General features: G+C 62.0%; 17 protein-coding genes and 1 pseudogene. All 18 read right to left on the bottom strand.

The genetic code is table 11. The features are described from left to right. On the bottom strand, positions 1 to 1347 hold the full coding sequence (gene fliI, locus ACWPW1_RS15255; RefSeq protein ID WP_059315552.1) for a flagellar protein export ATPase FliI: 1347 nt from the start codon (positions 1345 to 1347) through the stop codon (positions 1 to 3). Beyond that, complete coding sequence (fliH, locus tag ACWPW1_RS15260; RefSeq protein ID WP_271655470.1) at positions 1337 to 2116, bottom strand: flagellar assembly protein FliH; 780 nt, start codon at positions 2114 to 2116, stop codon at positions 1337 to 1339. Before fliH ends, fliI begins: the two co-directional genes overlap by 11 nt. 67 nt (positions 2117 to 2183) lie before the next feature. Next, on the bottom strand, positions 2184 to 3194 hold the full coding sequence (fliG, locus tag ACWPW1_RS15265; RefSeq protein WP_059315554.1) for a flagellar motor switch protein FliG: 1011 nt from the start codon (positions 3192 to 3194) through the stop codon (positions 2184 to 2186). Next, entirely contained in the window at positions 3181 to 4989 is a 1809-nt protein-coding gene (fliF, locus tag ACWPW1_RS15270; protein ID WP_454253349.1) for a flagellar basal-body MS-ring/collar protein FliF, read from the bottom strand. Before fliF ends, fliG begins: the two co-directional genes overlap by 14 nt. A gap of 14 nt (positions 4990 to 5003) precedes the next feature. Next, positions 5004 to 5345: a flagellar hook-basal body complex protein FliE gene (gene fliE / locus ACWPW1_RS15275; RefSeq protein WP_059315556.1), complete on the bottom strand. Its 342-nt coding sequence runs from the start codon at positions 5343 to 5345 to the stop codon at positions 5004 to 5006. Between the two features lie 143 nt (positions 5346 to 5488). Further along, positions 5489 to 5791, bottom strand: coding sequence for a ComEA family DNA-binding protein (locus tag ACWPW1_RS15280; protein ID WP_313648107.1), 303 nt, complete (start codon positions 5789 to 5791; stop codon positions 5489 to 5491). Between the two features lie 59 nt (positions 5792 to 5850). Then, positions 5851 to 6765, bottom strand: a complete 915-nt coding sequence (gene rfbD, locus ACWPW1_RS15285) for a dTDP-4-dehydrorhamnose reductase (RefSeq protein WP_323147826.1) — start codon at positions 6763 to 6765, stop codon at positions 5851 to 5853. Next, entirely contained in the window at positions 6762 to 7298 is a 537-nt protein-coding gene (gene rfbC, locus ACWPW1_RS15290; RefSeq protein WP_059315559.1) for a dTDP-4-dehydrorhamnose 3,5-epimerase, read from the bottom strand. Before rfbC ends, rfbD begins: the two co-directional genes overlap by 4 nt. Continuing rightward, a complete protein-coding gene (rfbA, locus tag ACWPW1_RS15295; protein WP_271655474.1) occupies positions 7298 to 8179 on the bottom strand; it encodes a glucose-1-phosphate thymidylyltransferase RfbA in 882 nt (293 codons plus the stop codon). The genes rfbC and rfbA overlap by 1 nt, the downstream gene beginning before the upstream one ends. A 72-nt stretch (positions 8180 to 8251) precedes the next feature. Further along, positions 8252 to 9316 (bottom strand): dTDP-glucose 4,6-dehydratase, encoded by a 1065-nt coding sequence (gene rfbB, locus ACWPW1_RS15300; RefSeq protein ID WP_271655475.1) that lies wholly within the window; start codon positions 9314 to 9316, stop codon positions 8252 to 8254. 221 nt (positions 9317 to 9537) lie between these two features. Beyond that, complete coding sequence (locus ACWPW1_RS15305) at positions 9538 to 11520, bottom strand: polysaccharide biosynthesis protein (RefSeq protein ID WP_271655476.1); 1983 nt, start codon at positions 11518 to 11520, stop codon at positions 9538 to 9540. 10 nt (positions 11521 to 11530) lie between these two features. Continuing rightward, entirely contained in the window at positions 11531 to 12580 is a 1050-nt protein-coding gene (locus ACWPW1_RS15310; protein WP_454253350.1) for an MraY family glycosyltransferase, read from the bottom strand. Next, positions 12580 to 13551, bottom strand: a complete 972-nt coding sequence (locus ACWPW1_RS15315) for an NAD-dependent epimerase/dehydratase family protein (RefSeq protein ID WP_454253351.1) — start codon at positions 13549 to 13551, stop codon at positions 12580 to 12582. Before ACWPW1_RS15315 ends, ACWPW1_RS15310 begins: the two co-directional genes overlap by 1 nt. A gap of 139 nt (positions 13552 to 13690) precedes the next feature. Beyond that, on the bottom strand, positions 13691 to 13912 hold the full coding sequence (locus tag ACWPW1_RS15320) for a hypothetical protein (protein WP_323147822.1): 222 nt from the start codon (positions 13910 to 13912) through the stop codon (positions 13691 to 13693). 244 nt (positions 13913 to 14156) lie between these two features. Then, complete coding sequence (gene ihfB, locus ACWPW1_RS15325) at positions 14157 to 14444, bottom strand: integration host factor subunit beta (protein ID WP_007160396.1); 288 nt, start codon at positions 14442 to 14444, stop codon at positions 14157 to 14159. A 189-nt stretch (positions 14445 to 14633) separates the two neighbouring features. After that, positions 14634 to 16313, bottom strand: coding sequence for a 30S ribosomal protein S1 (gene rpsA / locus ACWPW1_RS15330; RefSeq protein ID WP_059315566.1), 1680 nt, complete (start codon positions 16311 to 16313; stop codon positions 14634 to 14636). Between the two features lie 140 nt (positions 16314 to 16453). Beyond that, positions 16454 to 17140: a (d)CMP kinase gene (gene cmk, locus ACWPW1_RS15335; protein ID WP_007160398.1), complete on the bottom strand. Its 687-nt coding sequence runs from the start codon at positions 17138 to 17140 to the stop codon at positions 16454 to 16456. 20 nt (positions 17141 to 17160) lie between these two features. Further along, positions 17161 to 18075, bottom strand: a pseudogene (locus ACWPW1_RS15340) (prephenate dehydrogenase/arogenate dehydrogenase family protein); the annotation flags it as partial. Position 18076 lies beyond the last annotated feature (1 nt).

Consider the following 18076-nt stretch of genomic DNA (forward strand, 5'->3'; position numbering starts at 1 on the left):
TCAGCCTCCCAAGACAGCCTGGAGATTGGCGGCGCTCTGCTCCAGCGACTCGCTTTCGCGCAACCCCTGGCGCAGGAACTGCTGCATCGGGGCGTAACGGGCGATCGCCAGATCGGTTTCGGCATTCCCGCCAGGCACATAGGCGCCAACGCTGAGCAGGTCCTTGGCCTGCTGGTAGAGCGACCAGAGCTGCTTGACGCGCTGAGCGTTGCGCAGATGCTCCGGACTGACCACCTGGGGCATCACCCGGCTAATGGACGCCTCGATGTCGATCGCCGGATAGTGGCCTTCCTCGGCCAGGCGCCGCGACAGCACGAAGTGACCATCCAGCACCCCCCGCGCCGAGTCGGCGATGGGATCCTGCTGATCGTCGCCCTCCGATAGCACAGTATAAAACGCCGTGATCGAACCCCCACCCTTTTCTGCATTGCCGGCGCGCTCCACCAGCCGCGGCAGCTTGGCGAACACCGACGGCGGATAACCCTTGGTGGCGGGCGGCTCGCCGATGGCCAGGGCGATTTCCCGTTGCGCCTGGGCATAACGGGTCAGGGAATCCATCAGCAGCAGGACGTTCTTGCCCTTGTCGCGAAAGTATTCGGCGATGCGGGTGCAATACATGGCCGCTCGCAGGCGCAGCAGGGGCGCATCGTCCGCTGGCGAGGCCACGACCACCGCTCGCTTGATGCCCTCCTCGCCAAGGATATGCTCGATGAACTCCTTCACCTCGCGGCCCCGCTCGCCGATCAGCCCGACCACGATGATCTCGGCCTTGGTCAGCCGGGTCATCATGCCGAGCAACACGCTCTTGCCCACCCCGGTGCCGGCGAACAGGCCCAGACGCTGGCCTCGCCCCACCGTCAACAAACCGTTGATGCTGCGGATACCCACGTCCAGGGGTTCGCTGATGGGTTCGCGCTTGAGCGGGTTGATGGTAGGGCCGTCCATGGGCACCCAGTCTTCGGCGCGCATGCGGCCCTTGCCGTCCAGGGCATTGCCCAGGCCATCCAGCACGCGACCGAGCATGGACATGCCCATGGGCAGGCGGCCGGTATCTGGCACGGGCACTACCCGGGCGCCGGGAGCGATCCCGGCCAGGCTGCCCACCGGCATGAGAAAGGTCTTGTTGCCATTGAAGCCCATCACCTCGGCTTCGACTTCCACGGGCTGGTAGCCGCCGCCATTGATCAGGCGGCAACGGCTGCCAACGGCCGCGCGCAGGCCTTCAGCCTCCAGCGTCAACCCGACCATGCGCAGCAGGCGACCTTCGATCACAGGCTGCTGCTCGACCCGGATGGCTTCATCGTAACCGCCAAGACGGCGTTCGAAACTCAGGCGCTCAAGACGCATGGGAGGCATCCTCGATGTCGATGTGCAGGTCGGCTTCCTGAGGCTGGGTCGCCTGGTGGCGTTGCTGTTCGGCCAGTTGCGTCAGTGCCTGGGTCAGGCGAGTCTCGATGCTGGCATCGATGACACTGCTCTCGGTCTCGATCCGGCACCCGCCAGGCATCAGCGTCTCGTCTTCGAGGATACGCCAACTCTCTTCATGCCGGTCACGCAGGGCCTTCATCAATTCGAAATCCTGGGGGCTGACCTGGATGCGGATGTTCTCGGCGCCCATGGGCAACAGCTTCAGTGCCGTGCGCACCACTTGCCCCAACTGACTGGAATCCATCTGCAGTTCGCGCTGGATGACCTCGCGGGTGATGTGGCGGATCAGCTGTACCATACCGGCTTCCAACGCCTGGTCCTGATCGCCGATCGGATCGAGCAGATGAGTCATCAGGGTTTCCAGGCTGGCCAGCCGCGCGGTCAAGGCTGCTTCGGCCTCCTGGCGGGCCTTGAGTTGACCGGCGTGATAACCATCGCGCTCGCCGGTCACGAAGCCCTCGTTGTAGGCCTCCTGACGAATCGCCTCGAGTTCTTCGAGGGTGATCGGCTGGACCTCTTCGACCGGCACCTCCTCGATCAGGGTCTCAGGCTGAGGCTCCGGCTCGGGTGCTGCGGGCACAGGGATCTCCTCGGGCTCGTCGAAGCTGTCGAAGGCCGGCAATCGCCAGACATCGAACACTTCCAAGTCCCGCGCCCTGATCAGTTCGCTCGCCGATTCTTTGCTCATTACCTGTCCGTCAGAAAACCGCTACTGACAGGACATTAGCAAAGCCCAGGCCAACCCCTGCAACCTGTCAGACCATTTCCTCGCCACCCTTGCCACCCAGTACGATCTCCCCGGCATCGGCCATGCGCCGGGCGACGCTGAGCACCTCTTTCTGCGCCCCCTCCACCTCGGACAGCCGCACCGGCCCCTTGGCTTCCAGATCGTCGCGCAGCAGTTCGGCCGCGCGCTTGGACATGTTGCGGAAGAACTTCTCCTTGATGCCCTCGTCGGCGCCCTTGAGCGCCAGCACCAAGACGTCGGACGACACCTCGCGCAGCAAGGCCTGGATACCGCGGTCGTCGACATCGGCCAGGTTGTCGAAGACGAACATCAGGTCTTCGATCTGCCCCGACAGATCCTGATCCGCGTCGCGGATCGCCTCCATCAGCGGGCCTTCGACCGAGCTGTCCAGGTAGTTCATGATGTCAGCGGCGCGCTTCACACCACCCAGGGCGGTACGGGTGGTACTCGCGCTGCCGGAGAACTGCTTCTCCAGGATCAGGTTCAGTTCCTTGAGCGCCGCCGGTTGTACGGTGTTGAGCGAGGAGACACGTAGGACGATGTCCAGGCGCACCTTGTGGTCGAAGTGCCCAAGCACCTCGGCGGCCTGATCGGGATCCAGATAGGCCACCACGATCGCCTGGATCTGCGGGTGCTCGTAGCGGATGACATCCGCCACCGCCCGCGGCTCCATCCACTTCAGGCTGTCCAGACCGCTGGTGTTGCCGCCCAGCAGGATACGGTCGATCAGGCCACTGGCTTTGTCCTCACCCAGCGCCTGGGTCAGCATCTTGCGGATGTAGCCATCGGCGCCTACGCCCAGGCTGGTCTGGTCACCCACCACCTCGATGAAGTCGCCCAGCACCCGCTCGACCTGCTCGCGGTTGACGTTGCGCATCTGGGCCATGGCGGTGCCGACCTTCTGTACTTCCTTGGGTCCCATGTGACGCAGGATCTGCGCAGCATCGGCCTCACCCAGCGACAGGAGGAAGATGGCGGCCTTCTCGACCTTGGAAAGTTGCGCGTCATTCGTCGCCATTGATCCAATCCTTCACTACCTGGGCGACACGGCCCGGATCATCGTTGACCAACTGCTTGATGGCCGTCAGCTGAGCATCATAGCCCTCGCTGGGGCTCGGCAGCAGCAGCGGCGCCGGACCTGCCAGACTCACCTTGTCGTCGGCCAGATCATCCCCCAAGCCATCCAGACCACCGACCCCCAGGGCACCGGCGCCACCGGCGGCGGCCAGAGCGGCGGCGTCCTTGGCGTTGCCGCCGGACAGATTCTTCAGCACCGGACGCAGCACCCCAAAGACTAGCACCAGGATGAACAGCACACCGAGCGCCTGCTTGACCACACCCCAGAACCAGGGCTGCTGGTAGAAGGGAATGCTTTCGATCTCTTCCTGCTGCACCGGCGCGAAGGGCGCGTTGATCACGCTCACGCTGTCGCCACGGCTGGCGTCGAAGCCCACGGCATCCTGCACCAGGCGGGTAAAGCGAGCCAGGTCTTCGGTGGTCCAGGGCTGGTGAGTGACCTTGCCGGCCGCATCGACCTTGACCTGGTCATCCAGTACCACCGCGACGGAAAGTCGACGCAGGCGGCCCTGTTGCTGACGGGTGTAGCTGATGCTGCGGTCCAGCTCGTAGTTGCGGGTATTCTGCTCACGCTTGTCGGTCGGGTACGGCAGGGTCGCCGGCAGGCTGGTCTTGCTGTCATAGATGTACTGGTCGTTGGCGTCGCGCAGCGGCTGGCCCGGAGCGATGTAGTTCGCGCCGCCACCCTGGGCACCGGCCTTTTCGGGGGTCGAGGACGGACCGGGCGGCTGGTTGGACAGTGCACCGGGCACACCCTGGGCGCCGCCGCCGGAAGTCTGACGTTGCTCGCTGTTCTGCTGCTCGCTACGTAGCGCAGGTTGATCCGGGTTGAACTGCTCCGACGTCGACTCCACGGCGTTGAAGTCCACGTCGGCGGCCACCTCGGCCTTGAAGCGGCCGTTGCCGAGCACCGGCTGCATGATGTTCTGCACGCGCTGGGTCAGGGAGCCTTCCATCTTGCGGGTATAGTCCAGCTGCTTGCCAGCGATCGACAGCTCGGACAGGTTCTGCTGATCGGACAGCAGTTGGCCTTTCTGATCGACGATGGTGACCTGGGACTTGTCCAGCTCAGGCACGCTGGTGGCGACCAGATTGATGATTGCCATGACCTGACCGGCATCCAGGGTACGGCCAGCATACATCTCGACCAACACCGAGGCGCTCGGCTTGCGCTCGTCACGGACGAACACCGAACTCTTCGGAATAGCCAGGTGCACCCGGGCACCCTTGATGTTGTTGAGGCTGGAGATGGTGCGGGCCAGTTCGCCCTCCAGGCTACGACGATAGTTCGCCGCCTCCATGAACTGGCTGGTGCCCAACGGCTGCTCCTTGTCCAGCAGTTCGAAGCCTACGTTGCCGTCGGTAGGGGTAATGCCGGCGGCGGCCATCTTCATGCGCGCACGACCGAGATCGTCGGACTTGACCAGCAGAGCGCCGGAATTGGGATCGACCTTGTAGCCGATATCGGCTGCGCCGAGGGCCTGCAGGACCTGATTCGCGTCCAAACCATTCATGCTGGTGTACAGCGGCCGATAGTCGGGCTGCTGGGTCCAGAGCACCACCGCGAAACCCAGGGCGACACTGGCCGCCAGGCCAATCAGCAGACCCAGCTGACGCAGCAGTGGCATATCTGACAGGTTGTCGAGAAAGCTGAGGCCCAGCAGCGACTTCTTCGGCTTGTCTTCAGCCTCAGGCTTGGTCGTGGGGACGGGTGCGTTGGTAAGAGCGTCAGCCATTTTCTAGCCCGTCCTCAAATCGACATTTGCATGATGTCTTGGTACGCCTGGACAAACTTGTTGCGTACCTGGGTCAAGGCCTGTACGGAGATGCTGGCCTTCTGCGAAGCGATCATGACTTGAGTGAGGTCGACGCCACCCTGCCCCAGCTCGAAGGCCTTGGCCATCTCGCCAGCAGTCTGCTGGGTTTCATTGACGGAGCCCACGGCCTTGCTGAGCATGTCGGCGAAGCTCGGACCTTGGACCTGCTCGGCGCCAGCAGCAGGGGCTGCTACGGCTTTCGGCCGGGCCATGGCCTCGGTCTGCATGGAACGCATTTCCAGCATCAACCGATTGAACTCGACACCTTGAACCATTTGCTCTGCTCCTCTGGCACGGGAAATTGACGCCGTACCCACTCGTGTCAGAGATAGAGCAATGCCTGTGCCAGATCCTGAAAATCAAGCTAAAACAATAGCTTGGAGATAGGCACAGAGAGATGATTAAAGTTTGTCGACAATCAGTCGACGGTGAGCAAGGTGCGATTGCGTTGCAGCAGGGCCTTCCCGATACCCTTGACCTCGAGCAGCTCGTCCACCGAGGCAAAGGCGCCATGAGTCTGGCGATGCTCGACGATGGCCTGGGCCTTGACGGCCCCGATTCCCCGCAGCCGTTGCAGCGCGGTGACGTCGGCGACATTGATGTTCAGCGGCGCCTGCTCAAGGCTAGAAATGACTTTGGCGGCGCTGCCGCGGTCGGTTTCGCAGGCGCTGGCCCAGGGGCTGAGCAGGACCAACAACGTCACTATCCAGATGAATCTCATAGAGGAACCTCCGTGTTCCACTGTGTCATCCGGGAAGCTTAAACCGCTCCGTCAAAAGGTCAACTCACCAGCGACCCCGCCTGGGCGTGCTCGGTCTTGAGCGCCAGGAGGGTCTGGCGGACGCCTTGACGCCAATCGCTGGGCGCTATGCCGAACTGCTGCTCCAGCACGCTGGAATCGAGCATGGAATAGGCGGGCCGCTTGGCCAGCGTCGGAAATTCGGAGGTCGCGATCCCGGTAATGAGAGGGGTTCGCTGCAGCATGCCGAGTTCCTCTCCGGCATCGACGATATAGCGCGCGAAATCGCACCAGCTCAGGCCGCTGTCACCACCGAAATGGTAGAGCCCATAGGCCGCCTGATCCGGCTGGGACTGGACCTTGGCTGCGATCTGCAGCAGCGCATCGGCGATATGACCCGCATAGGTAGGGCAGCCGACCTGATCCCTCACCACCCGCAACTCATCGCGATCAGCCGCCAGGCGCAGCATGGTCTTGAGGAAGTTGTTGCAGTGTTCGCTAAACACCCAGGCCGTTCTCAGCACCACCGACCGGGGGCAGGCGGAGAGCACGCGATTCTCCCCCTCCAGCTTGGTCATGCCGTACACGCCGGAGGGACTGACGGGATCCTCGACCTGATAGGGCTCGGTGGCCGTACCGTCGAATACATAGTCGGTGGACAGGTGCAGCAGCGCGATACCGGCCGCCCCACAGGCCTGAGCCAGTACCGCAGGGCCTTCGATATTGCCGCGCGCGGCAATCTCCGGCTCCTGCTCGGCCTTGTCGACCGCCGTATAGGCGGCCGCATTGATCACCACGTCCGGCGCGAACCGCTGGAGATGGCTGGTTACCGAGCCTTCGTCAGCAATATCCAGAGTGGCACGTCCATGGGCCTCCCATGCCAGTTCTGAACGCTGAAGCCGGTCGGTCAGACAACGTCCGACCTGACCGTTCGCTCCGGTAACCAGTATCTTCATCTATACAGCTCCGCCAATCGAAGTCCTTGTGCATCTTTGGCGGACAGGATGGGATCCTTGACCCGCCAGTCGATATTCAGATCCGGATCATTCCAGATCAAAGACCCTTCATCAGAGGGATCGTAATAATCTGTGCACTTGTATTCAAAATCAGCGGTTTCCGACAGCACCACGAAGCCGTGGGCGAGGCCCGGCGGTATCCACAGCTGGCGCTTGTTGTCCTCGGAGAGGATTTCGGCCACGACATTGCCAAAGGTGGGCGAACCGCGACGAATGTCGACGGCCACGTCCAGTACCTCGCCACGCACGACCCGCACCAGCTTGCCTTGCGGCTTGCTGCGCTGGAAATGCAGACCACGCAGGACGTTTCTAGCTGAACGCGAGTGGTTGTCCTGCACGAATGGCAGGGTGATTCCTGCCTGCTGGGCATAGCGATCGGCCTGGAAGGACTCCAGGAAGAACCCGCGGTCATCACCGAAGACCTTGGGCTCGATCAGCTTCACATCGGGAATCGCGGTGTCGAAGACCTGCATCAGTCCTGCTCCTTGCACAGCCGCGCCAGGTACTGACCGTAGCCGGTCTTGCTCAGGGCTTCGGCCTGCAGGGCCATCTGCTCGCAGGTGATCCAGCCTTTCTGGAAGGCGATCTCTTCAAGGCAGGCGACCTTCAGACCCTGACGCTTCTCGATGGTCTGCACGAAATGGCCAGCTTCCAGCAGGGCGTCGTGGGTACCGGTATCCAGCCAGGCGAAACCACGGCCCAGCAGGGACACGTTCAGCGAACCACGGCGCAGGTACTCGTTGTTGACGTCGGTGATTTCCAGCTCGCCGCGAGGCGACGGCTTGATATTGGCGGCGATGTCCAGCACGTCGTTGTCGTAGAAATACAGACCGGTGACGGCGTAGTTGGATTTCGGCTTCTTGGGCTTTTCTTCGATGCTCAGGGCCTTGCCCTGCTCATCGAATTCGACGACGCCGAAACGCTCGGGGTCAGCGACGTAGTAACCGAAGACAGTGGCGCCCTTTTCCAGGCTCGCCGCCTTGAGCAGCGTCTCGCTGAAACGCTGGCCGTAGAAGATGTTGTCGCCCAGCACCAGGCAGACGTTGTCATCGCCGACGAATTCGCGACCAATGATGAAGGCCTGGGCCAAACCGTCCGGACTGGGCTGCTCGGCATAGCTCAGCTGCATGCCGAAATGACTGCCGTCGCCAAGCATGCGCTGGAAGCCAGGCAGGTCGTCTGGCGTCGAGATGATCAGCACTTCCTGGATACCGGCCAGCATCAGCACGGACAGCGGATAGTAGATCATGGGCTTGTCGTAGATTGGCAGCGACTGCTTGGACACGCCCAGGGTAATGGGGTGCAAACGGGTACCGGATCCACCGGCCAGCAGAATTCCCTTGTATTTGCTCATGGCAATCGTCCTCTGAAAATTGACTGTTGCTGTCGGTCGGACACGCCCAGGGACGTGTCCGCGATAGGATCGTTAAACGGCTTCGCCGAGACGCTCGAGACGATAGGCGCCGGACAGTACCCGCTGCCACCACTCACGATTGTTCAGGTACCAGGTTACGGTCTTGCGCATGCCGGTCTCGAAGGTCTCCTCCGGCGTCCAGCCCAGCTCGCGGCCGATCTTGCTGGCGTCGATCGCGTATCTCATGTCGTGACCGGGACGATCCTTGACGAAGGTGATCAGGTCGCGATAACGCTCCACGCCTTCGGGCTTCTCCGGCGCCAGCTCTTCGAGCAGGTCGCAGATGGTCTCGACGACCTGCAGGTTGCGCTTCTCGTTGTGACCGCCGATGTTGTAGGTCTCGCCAATCTCGCCCTGGGTCACCACGGTATATAGAGCCCGGGCATGGTCTTCGACGAACAGCCAGTCACGCACCTGGGAGCCGTCGCCATAGACCGGCAGCGGCTTGCCATGGATGGCATTGAGAATGACGTGGGGAATCAGCTTCTCGGGGAAGTGATAGGGGCCGTAGTTGTTCGAGCAATTGGTCACCAGCACCGGCAGACCGTAGGTCCGACCCCAGGCGCGCACCAGATGGTCGCTGCCGGCCTTGCTGGCCGAATAGGGCGAACTCGGCGAATAGGGCGTGGTCTCGGTGAAGAGGTCGTCGGTGCCATGCAGGTCGCCGTACACCTCGTCGGTGGAGATATGGTGGAAACGGAAGGCTGCCTTGGCTTCCGGCTCCAGCTCGTTCCAGTAGGCACGAGTCACTTCCAGTATGACACCGGTGCCGACCACGTTGGTCTGGATGAAGGCGGCAGGGCCCTCGATGGAGCGGTCCACGTGGGACTCGGCCGCCAGGTGCATGACTACATCGGGCTGGAAGGACGCGAAGACCTGCTGCAGAGCGGCGAAGTCGCAGATGTCCACCTGGTGGAACTCGTAGCGGTCGGAGTCGGCGACTTCGGCCAGGGAATCCACGTTACCGGCGTACGTCAGCTTGTCGACGTTGGCAACCTTGCATTGGGTCTCGTTGATAAGAAAACGTACTACGGCGGAACCAATGAAACCCGCGCCACCTGTTACCAGTACCTTCATCCTGAATCCTGCCTATATCGATTTGTACATCATCGCGCCCAGCGCCGCGGGCGAGACATCGGAGGACGGCGCAGCCATCCCTGGCTCGGGTCACAGCCACAGCTATGTACCCAAAGACCTGAGTTAAACAGTGGCAGGAAAAGAAAGTTCAGCCTAGCGGTGGGAGGCTGCCGCTTCTGTGCTCGGCTTCAAATCCAGGCTGAAAGAAAGCGTGGACGGGATCACTCGATGGATCTCTTGCCGTGCAGCCAGTCGACGATATCGCCCTCGGGAGAATAGCCGGCGACGGTATCGCGCAGCAGCTGGCGGACACGCAGATAATCGCCTGCGTCGATTGCTCGACTCAGCTCGATAATAGCGGCCTGAAAGGCTTCCCAGGCGAGGAAATCTTCGCTGGCGCGCATAATCTTGGGATGGGAGGTCGGGCTTACGTCATCACCGATGAGCAGCTCTTCATAGAGTTTCTCACCTGGACGCAGCCCGGTGAACTCGATGGCCACGTCGCCATGGGGATTGGTCGGGGAGCGCACGCTCAGACCTGACAACTTGATCATCTGCTCGGCCAGCTCGACGATCCGGACCGGCTCGCCCATGTCCAGCACGAAGACGTCACCGCCCTCCCCCATGGCGCCCGCCTGGATGACCAGTTGGGCAGCCTCGGTGATGGTCATGAAGAAACGCGTGATCTTGGGATGGGTAACGGTCACCGGACCACCCTTGCGGATCTGGGTACGGAACAGCGGGATGACCGAGCCGGACGAGCCCAGCACGTTGCCGAATCGCACCATGGTGAAACGGGTGCGATTGACCTGATGGATGCCGTCCGCCTGACCGTGCAGCACGGGCGCGGCCTCGCGGCTCAGCGCCTGGAGGATCATCTCGGCCAGCCGCTTGGTACTGCCCATGATATTGGTGGGGCGAACCGCCTTGTCGGTTGAGATCAGCACAAAGCTGGTCACGCCGGCCTGGATGGCTGCCTGGGCGGCGTTGAGGGTTCCCAGCACATTGTTGCCGAATCCCTCGGCGATGTTGTGCTCGACCATGGGCACATGCTTGTAGGCCGCGGCGTGGTAGAGGGTAGCGACCTTCCAGTGCCGCATCACCTGCAACAGCAAGGGTGCATTGCGGATGGAGCCCAGCACGGGTACCAGGGTGACCGGCAGGGCTTCGCGCTGGATATAGGCGTCCAGCTCACGATGGATGCTGTAGAGATTGAATTCGGCGTGGTCGAGCAGGATCAGGGTGCGCGGCTTCTGCCCGATGATCTGGCGACATAGCTCGGAACCGATGGAGCCCCCTGCCCCGGTGACCATTACCACCTGGGCGGTAATGCAGCGGGCGAACAGCTCGGGGCGGGGCGTGACGGGATCGCGCCCCAGCAGATCGGCGATATCGACTTCCTGAAGATCGTCCACCTGCACCTTGCCACAGGCCAGATCACTGATGCGCGGCACGGTTCTGACGTGCAGTGGATAGGGTTCCAGCAGCCCAAGCACTTCGCGCCGGCGTGCGCGCGTGGCGGACGGTATCGCCAGGAGGATCTCTTCGGCGCCCGACTCGTCGATCATCTGCTGGATGTGCTTTGGCGTGTAGACCTTGAGCCCGGCGATGATGCGGTTGGCGATGCTCTTGTCATCGTCGATGAAGGCCACCGGGCGCATGGCCCGGCCCATGCGCAGGGCCGCGACCAGCTGGTTGCCGGCCGAGCCGGCGCCATAGATGGCCACCCGCGGCAATTCGTCGGGCTGCTTGATGAAGGGCACCGTGATGGCGCGATACCAGTCACCGAGGAAGTACTGACGCAGCGCGAGGCGCAACCCCCCGATCAGGATCAGGCTGACGATCCAGTAATTGAAGATCATCGAGCGCGGGACGATCTCCGGCAGATCGCGATACCAGTAGATGACTACGGACAATAGCAGGGTCGACAGGGTCACCGCCTTGGCGATGGCGATCAGCGCATCGTTGCCCAGATAGCGCATGACCGCCCGGTACATGCCGAAGCGAATGAATAGCGGGATGGCAATGGCCGGGGCGGTAATGAACAGCCAGGCATGACCACTGAAGGGCTCGATCATCTGCACGGAGCCCAGGCGCAGATAGAAGGCCAACCATAGCGAGAGCCAGATCAGCAGCAGGTCGACCGCGACCTGGATGACTCTCTTCGTACGCCGGTTCAGCTTGACCAGATGGTCACGCAACATGTCAGTGTCCCTAATCCTTGATTCCGGTGGACTGCGCAGCCGCGGCTACCTCATCGGTCCCAGCATGGTATCGAAGGGCCAGGCAAAGCAAAGGCCCATAGGCAAGCAAGAGGCCCAGTATGGCACTTAAACGCCCGGCACCCACCAGCAAAGCGATAGGCAGCAACCCGCACAGATTGATCACCAGCACGGCCAGGGTCACCGACCGGTGCGCGCCATGCCTCCGCGACGCCCACTGATAGGCATGGGTGCGATGGGCTTCGTAGGGTTTCTTGCCGCGACTCAGGCGCCGCAGCAGCGTCCAGGTCGCATCCACCACGAAGACACCAAGCAGGATCAGCCAGGCCCAGAACAGCGACAGATCGGTCAGCGCCGCCTGCAGCGAAAGAATGCCGAGGACCAGGCCGAGGAAGCCGCTACCCGCATCGCCCATGAAGATTCGGGCAGGCGGAAAATTCCACAACAGAAACCCGCTGACCGCTGCCGCCAACAGCAGCGGCGCCGCCACCAACTGGCTCTGACCGACGAATACATACACCAGCGCCATACCCAGACAGACAGTCAGGGCTTCCACGGCGGCGATACCATCGATACCGTCCATGAAGTTGTAGAGGTTCAGCAGCCAGACCAGATACAGACACCCCAGAGCAATTATCAGCCAACCGGGCAACCCGAGCGACCCGGCCAGAGTATCAGGCAGGACGCCATAGCCACCCAGCCACAGCAGGGTGCCCAGGGCGGCAAGAAAATGGCCGAGCAACCGCCAGCCAGCACCGACATGACGATGATCGTCAACGAAGCCCAGTACCGCCACCAGCAACCCTGCCCCTGTCAGCACACCACAGAACGAAGGTTCTAGCCGTCCCAGCAGCAGCAGGACTGCGCAGCCGAGCAGAAATACCACGACGATCGCCAGGCCGCCGCCACGAGGTGTCGCCACCTGATGCGAACTACGGGCATTGGGTTCATCGAGCAAACCGCCGGACAAGGCATAGCGCCTGAGTGCTGCGGTACCCAGCCAGCTGCAGCCAACGGCTGCTATCAACAACAGCAGCAGCATCACCTGCCCTCCGGGTGTGCTTGCTGCGCTCCCAGCGCCCGAAGCGCAATGCGCGCCGACAGCGGAGGCTGCCAGTCGAGCAAGGCCTTGGTAGGCTGAATATCGACTTGCAGTGAACCACAGAGTCTTTGCGCCACATCGCCGCGACCCAGCAGCCGAGCGCCCCATTCGAGCCAGGCAGGTGGAATCGGCATCAACCGGGCATTGCACCCCAAGCCTTCGGCCAGTAGCTGCAGCAATTCGGCAGTAGACACGTCCTCGTCGTCACTGGCCAGCAGGATGGCGCCCGCGGCCTTGGGCGCCTCGATGCACAGGATCAACAGATCGACCAGGTTCTCCAGGGCCAGCAGGCTGCGCCTGTTATGGCGGACACCGCCCAAGGGCAGAGGTACACCACGAGCCAGGGTGTCCAGCAGGCGAGCCACATTGGCTTTTACTCCAGGCCCATAGATCAGCGGCGGTCGCACGATGACCACTTCCAGCCCGGTCTCGGCCATCAGCGCCAGCAGCTGCTGTTCGGCGGCCGCCTTCGAACGTGCATAGGCGTCACTGGGCGCAGGAGGATCGTCAGCGCGAAAGGGCCGACCGGGCTGAGTCCAGTCGCCGTTGACCTTGATACTGCTGACAAAGATGAAGCGGCGAACGCCGACGGCAGAGGCGTCCCGTGCCAGCTTCAGCGTGGCAGCTCGATTCACTTCGTCGTAGCGCCTTTCGCTCTCCGCGCCCGGCTGTTCGCCCAACTGGTGGACGCGCGCCGCGAGGTGAATGACCGTGTCCACCCCTGCCAGCGCTGCACACCAATCGGTATCGCTGGACAGCTCCTGGATCACCGTCGTGATGCCACCCACGGTAGAAGCCGCGGACGCCTGGCGTTGCGCTGCGATCACCGGATACCCCTTGGTCTGCAGCTGCCTAACCAGGGCGGCACCCACGAAGCCTCTCGCCCCCGTCACCAGAATCTTGCGTTCCATCAATGCGTTGCGCCGTGCCAGTCAGCCAGGAAAGGGGGCTTATGGTAAGACATTGCCCCGCGAGGGCCTAGCCGCGCAAAACGCGAGCATAAAAAAGCCCGCCAAGCGTGAGCTTGGCGGGCCGTAAAACGGTAAAGCTTTAGAACGTCTTGGCAGTCGCCCGCACTTCAACGGCCTGGAAACGAGCGGCCGGAGGAGCAACGTAGTGACGGGAGAAGTTCTCAACGCGCTGAGCGGGCTGCAGGAATAGAGCTACCATCCAGCTGCCAGCCAGAGCAGCAACGGCCAGGAAGGGATGCCCAAGTTGCATGCTGGTAAAGCAGGCGGCGATACCAATCCAGATGAAAAGATAGTGGCGCATGACAACTTCCTCACTCGGCGTGGACTACGAGGTCACCCAAGACCTTATGTGAAGGAAGTCTCATACAAAAATCGGAACTCGTCTACAAAAATATCAAAACGCCTTGACTTTTTTTGTAAACGTCAAAATACCGATGAAAAATGAATAAACAACGCTTTTTTGACGATTCTGGCTCAGATTAAAAAAGCAGAAGAATCAATAGCTTAGACGGTAATCGAGCGGACAGAAGAGTTGGGCGACGGCTTTATGGCTCCAACTCGTTGACCCTGTCTCTCAACTCCTTGCCCGGTTTGAAGTGCGGCACGAACTTTCCGTCCAGCAATACCGACTCGCCTGTCTTGGGATTGCGCCCGGTCCGAGGCGCCCGATAATGCAGAGAAAAGCTGCCGAAGCCTCTGATTTCGATGCGATCACCTGTGGAAAGCGCCTGGGCCATCTGCTCCAGCATGGTCTTGATAGCCAGCTCGACGTCCCTGGACGAAAGTTGCCCCTGGTAGGACACGATGCGCTCGATCAACTCCGACTTGGTCATGGATTTTTTCCTTCGTTATCAAGCGGCTAGATCACCTTCAAGGACTTTTAGCACGCTGGCCGATTTTTGAAAAGTCAAGCAGGTCGCTTTCGCCTCGGTAACTTTTACGTCTCATGACCACCCTGCTTCCCTTTCTGCAGAGCAAAAAAAAGCGACCCCGAAGGGTCGCCTTTTCATTCAAGCTCGAACTTAGTTCTGGCTTTCCATCTGCGCCTTGATCAGGTCGCCGATGGTGGTGGGGCCAGCAGCAGGCTCTTGCTTGCTACGCAGGGAGCTCATGGCTTCCTTCTCGTCGTCGACGTCCTTGGACTTGACGGAGAGGCTGATCACGCGGCTCTTGCGATCGATGCTGATGATCTTGGCTTCGACTTCGTCACCTTCCTTCAGCACGTTACGGGCGTCTTCGACGCGATCACGGCTGATTTCGGACGCCTTCAGGACGCCTTCGATCTCGTTGCCCAGGGTGATGACAGCGCCCTTGGCATCGACTTCCTTGACGGTACCGCGCACGATGGTGCCTTTCTCGTTCAGGGAGGCGTAGTTGGAGAACGGATCGTCTTCCAGCTGCTTGATGCCCAGGGAGATGCGCTCGCGCTCCGGGTCAACGGACAGGATCACGGTGTCCAGCTCGTCACCCTTCTTGAAGCGACGCACGGCTTCTTCGCCGGTTTCGTTCCAGGAGATGTCGGACAGGTGTACCAGGCCGTCGATGCCGCCTTCCAGACCAATGAAGATACCGAAATCGGTGATCGACTTGATGGTGCCGGAGATGCGGTCGCCCTTGTTGAACTGACCCGAGAACTCTTCCCACGGGTTAGCGCGGCACTGCTTGATGCCCAGGGAGATACGACGACGCTCTTCGTCGATATCCAGGACCATGACTTCCACTTCGTCGCCGACCTGAACGACCTTGGACGGGTGGATGTTCTTGTTGGTCCAATCCATTTCGGACACGTGTACCAGGCCTTCCACGCCCTCTTCCAGCTCGGCGAAGCAGCCGTAGTCGGTGAGGTTGGTGACGCGCGCCTGAACGCGGGTGCCTTCCGGGTAACGAGCCTTGATGGCGACCCACGGATCTTCGCCCAGCTGCTTCAGACCCAGGGAGACGCGGTTGCGCTCGCGGTCGAACTTCAGCACCTTGACGTCGATCTCGTCGCCGACATTGACGATTTCCGACGGATGCTTGATGCGCTTCCAGGCCATGTCGGTAATGTGCAGCAGGCCATCCACGCCGCCCAGGTCGACGAACGCACCGTAGTCGGTGAGGTTCTTGACGATACCCTTGACCTGCTGACCTTCCTGCAGGGATTCCAGCAGAGCTTCACGCTCGGCGCTGTTCTCGGCTTCCAGGACGCTACGACGGGAAACGACAACGTTGTTGCGCTTCTGGTCCAGCTTGATGACCTTGAACTCGAGTTCCTTGCCTTCCAGGTGAGTGGTGTCACGCACCGGACGGACGTCGACCAGGGAGCCCGGCAGGAACGCGCGGATACCGCTGACGTCGACGGTGAAACCGCCCTTGACCTTGCCGTTGATGACACCCTTGACCACTTCGTCGGCGCTGAACGCGGCTTCCAGGACCAGCCAGGACTCGGCGCGCTTGGCCTTTTCGCGAGACACTTTGGTTTCGCCGAAACCGTCTTCGACGGCATCCAGGGCTACGTGGACTTCGTCACCCACGTTGATGGTCAGCTCGCCTTGTTCGTTGTAGAACTGCTCGAGCGGAACCAGGCCTTCGGATTTCAGGCCGGTATCGACCACAACCCAGTCGCCATCGATCGACACCACGGTGCCGACGATGATGGCGCCCGGCTGCATGTCGAGGGATTTCAGACTTTCTTCAAAGAGTTCTGCGAAGCTTTCGCTCATGTTTATACCTGTTGTATGGATACCCGATGTATCCGGCTACCGCATGACCAGCCCATGCGGGGTGAGTGGTAACCATCCGGCTACCGGGATGTGACTGGTTCCCGGCAGCTTTCACCGACGACTCGAATGAGCCTCGGCCTTCATCCTGCCAGGTCGCGCTCGGCGGCCAGGGTCAGGATGCGTTCCAATACCTGTTGTATGGAGAGATGCGTGGAATCCAGCTCGACGGCGTCGTCGGCAGGCTTGAGCGGAGCAACGCTACGCTGACTATCGCGGGCGTCCCGCTCACGGATCTCTTCCAGGAGGGCAGGCAAACTAACATTTTCGCCCTTTTGCTTCAACTGAAGATAACGCCTCTGTGCCCGTTCCTCGGCACCGGCGGTCAGAAAGATCTTCAGCTCGGCATCCGGGAAAACCACGGTGCCCATGTCACGACCATCGGCCACCAGGCCGGGCGCTTCGCGGAAGGCCTGCTGGCGCTGCAGCAGGGCATCACGAACGGCAGGCAGCGTGGCGACCTGGGAGGCGCCGGCACCGACTTCCTCGGTGCGGATGACGTCAGTGACGTCCTCGCCTTCGAGGATGATGCGCTGGCCGTGCTCGTGCCCCGCGAGGAACTGGACGTCCAGATGGGCCGCCAGCAGTTTGAGCGACTCCTCGTTGGTGTAGTCGACGCCATGGTTACGCGCGGCGAAGGCCAGCAGCCGATAGAGCGCGCCGGAATCCAGCAGGTTCCAGCCGAGCTGGCGGGCGACCAGCGCCGCGAGGGTGCCCTTCCCCGAACCGCCGGGGCCGTCGAGGGTGATGACGGGTGCGGTACTGCTCATGAGTGCCCCTCCGTAAGGGAATGATGGCTGGCGGCCTGAGCGCCGGCCTGGGTACGACTGGCGAGGATGCGCCCGAAATATTCGCGCGCGCCCCGCGCATGGGTCAGCACCTCCATGAGGAACTGACCATCGCCGGCCTGGATGGCACCGCGCAGTTCGTCGAGATCGGTGCGGTAGGTGTCCAGCGCCTGCAGCACGGCTTCGCGATTGGCGATGAAGATGTCGTGCCACATGGTCGGATCGCTGCCGGCGATACGGGTGAAGTCGCGGAAACCGCCCGCGGCATAGTGGAAGATCTCGCGGTTCTCGCTGCGCTTGGCCAGGGAGTCCACCAGATTGAAGGCCAACAGGTGCGGCAGATGACTGGTGGCGGCGAGAACCTGATCGTGATGATCGACGGTCATGTGCTCGACGTCGGCGCCGATGGCGCGCCAGAGGCGATCGATCTTGTCCAGGTCGGCCGGCAGGGTTTCTTCGAGTGGCGTGAGGATGACCTTGTGACGATTGAACAGGGCCGCATTGGCCGCGGTGACGCCACTGCGTTCGGAACCGGCGATGGGATGCCCCGGGACGAAACGCAGCGACTGGCCGGCAAAGGCGCGGCGTGCGGCGCGCACCACGTTGCCCTTGGCACTGCCGACATCGGTGAGAATGGCGCCCTGCAGCGGCAGTGCCGCCAGATCGGCCAGCACGCGCTCCATGGCCAGGATGGGCACGGCGAGCTGAATGACATCGGCGCCGGGACAGGCCTCGGCGAGTTCGGCGACGCAACGGTCGACCACGCCCAGCTCCACCGCCTGGCGCCGGGTATCCGGATCCCGGTCGATCCCGACCACTTCACGGCAAAGACCACTGGCGCGAGCACCCTTGGCGAAGGAGCCGCCGATCAGCCCCAGGCCGACAACGACAAGACGTTCGATCACGGGGGCGGCCATG

Source organism: Pseudomonas sp. Marseille-Q7302 (genome assembly GCF_965111925.1).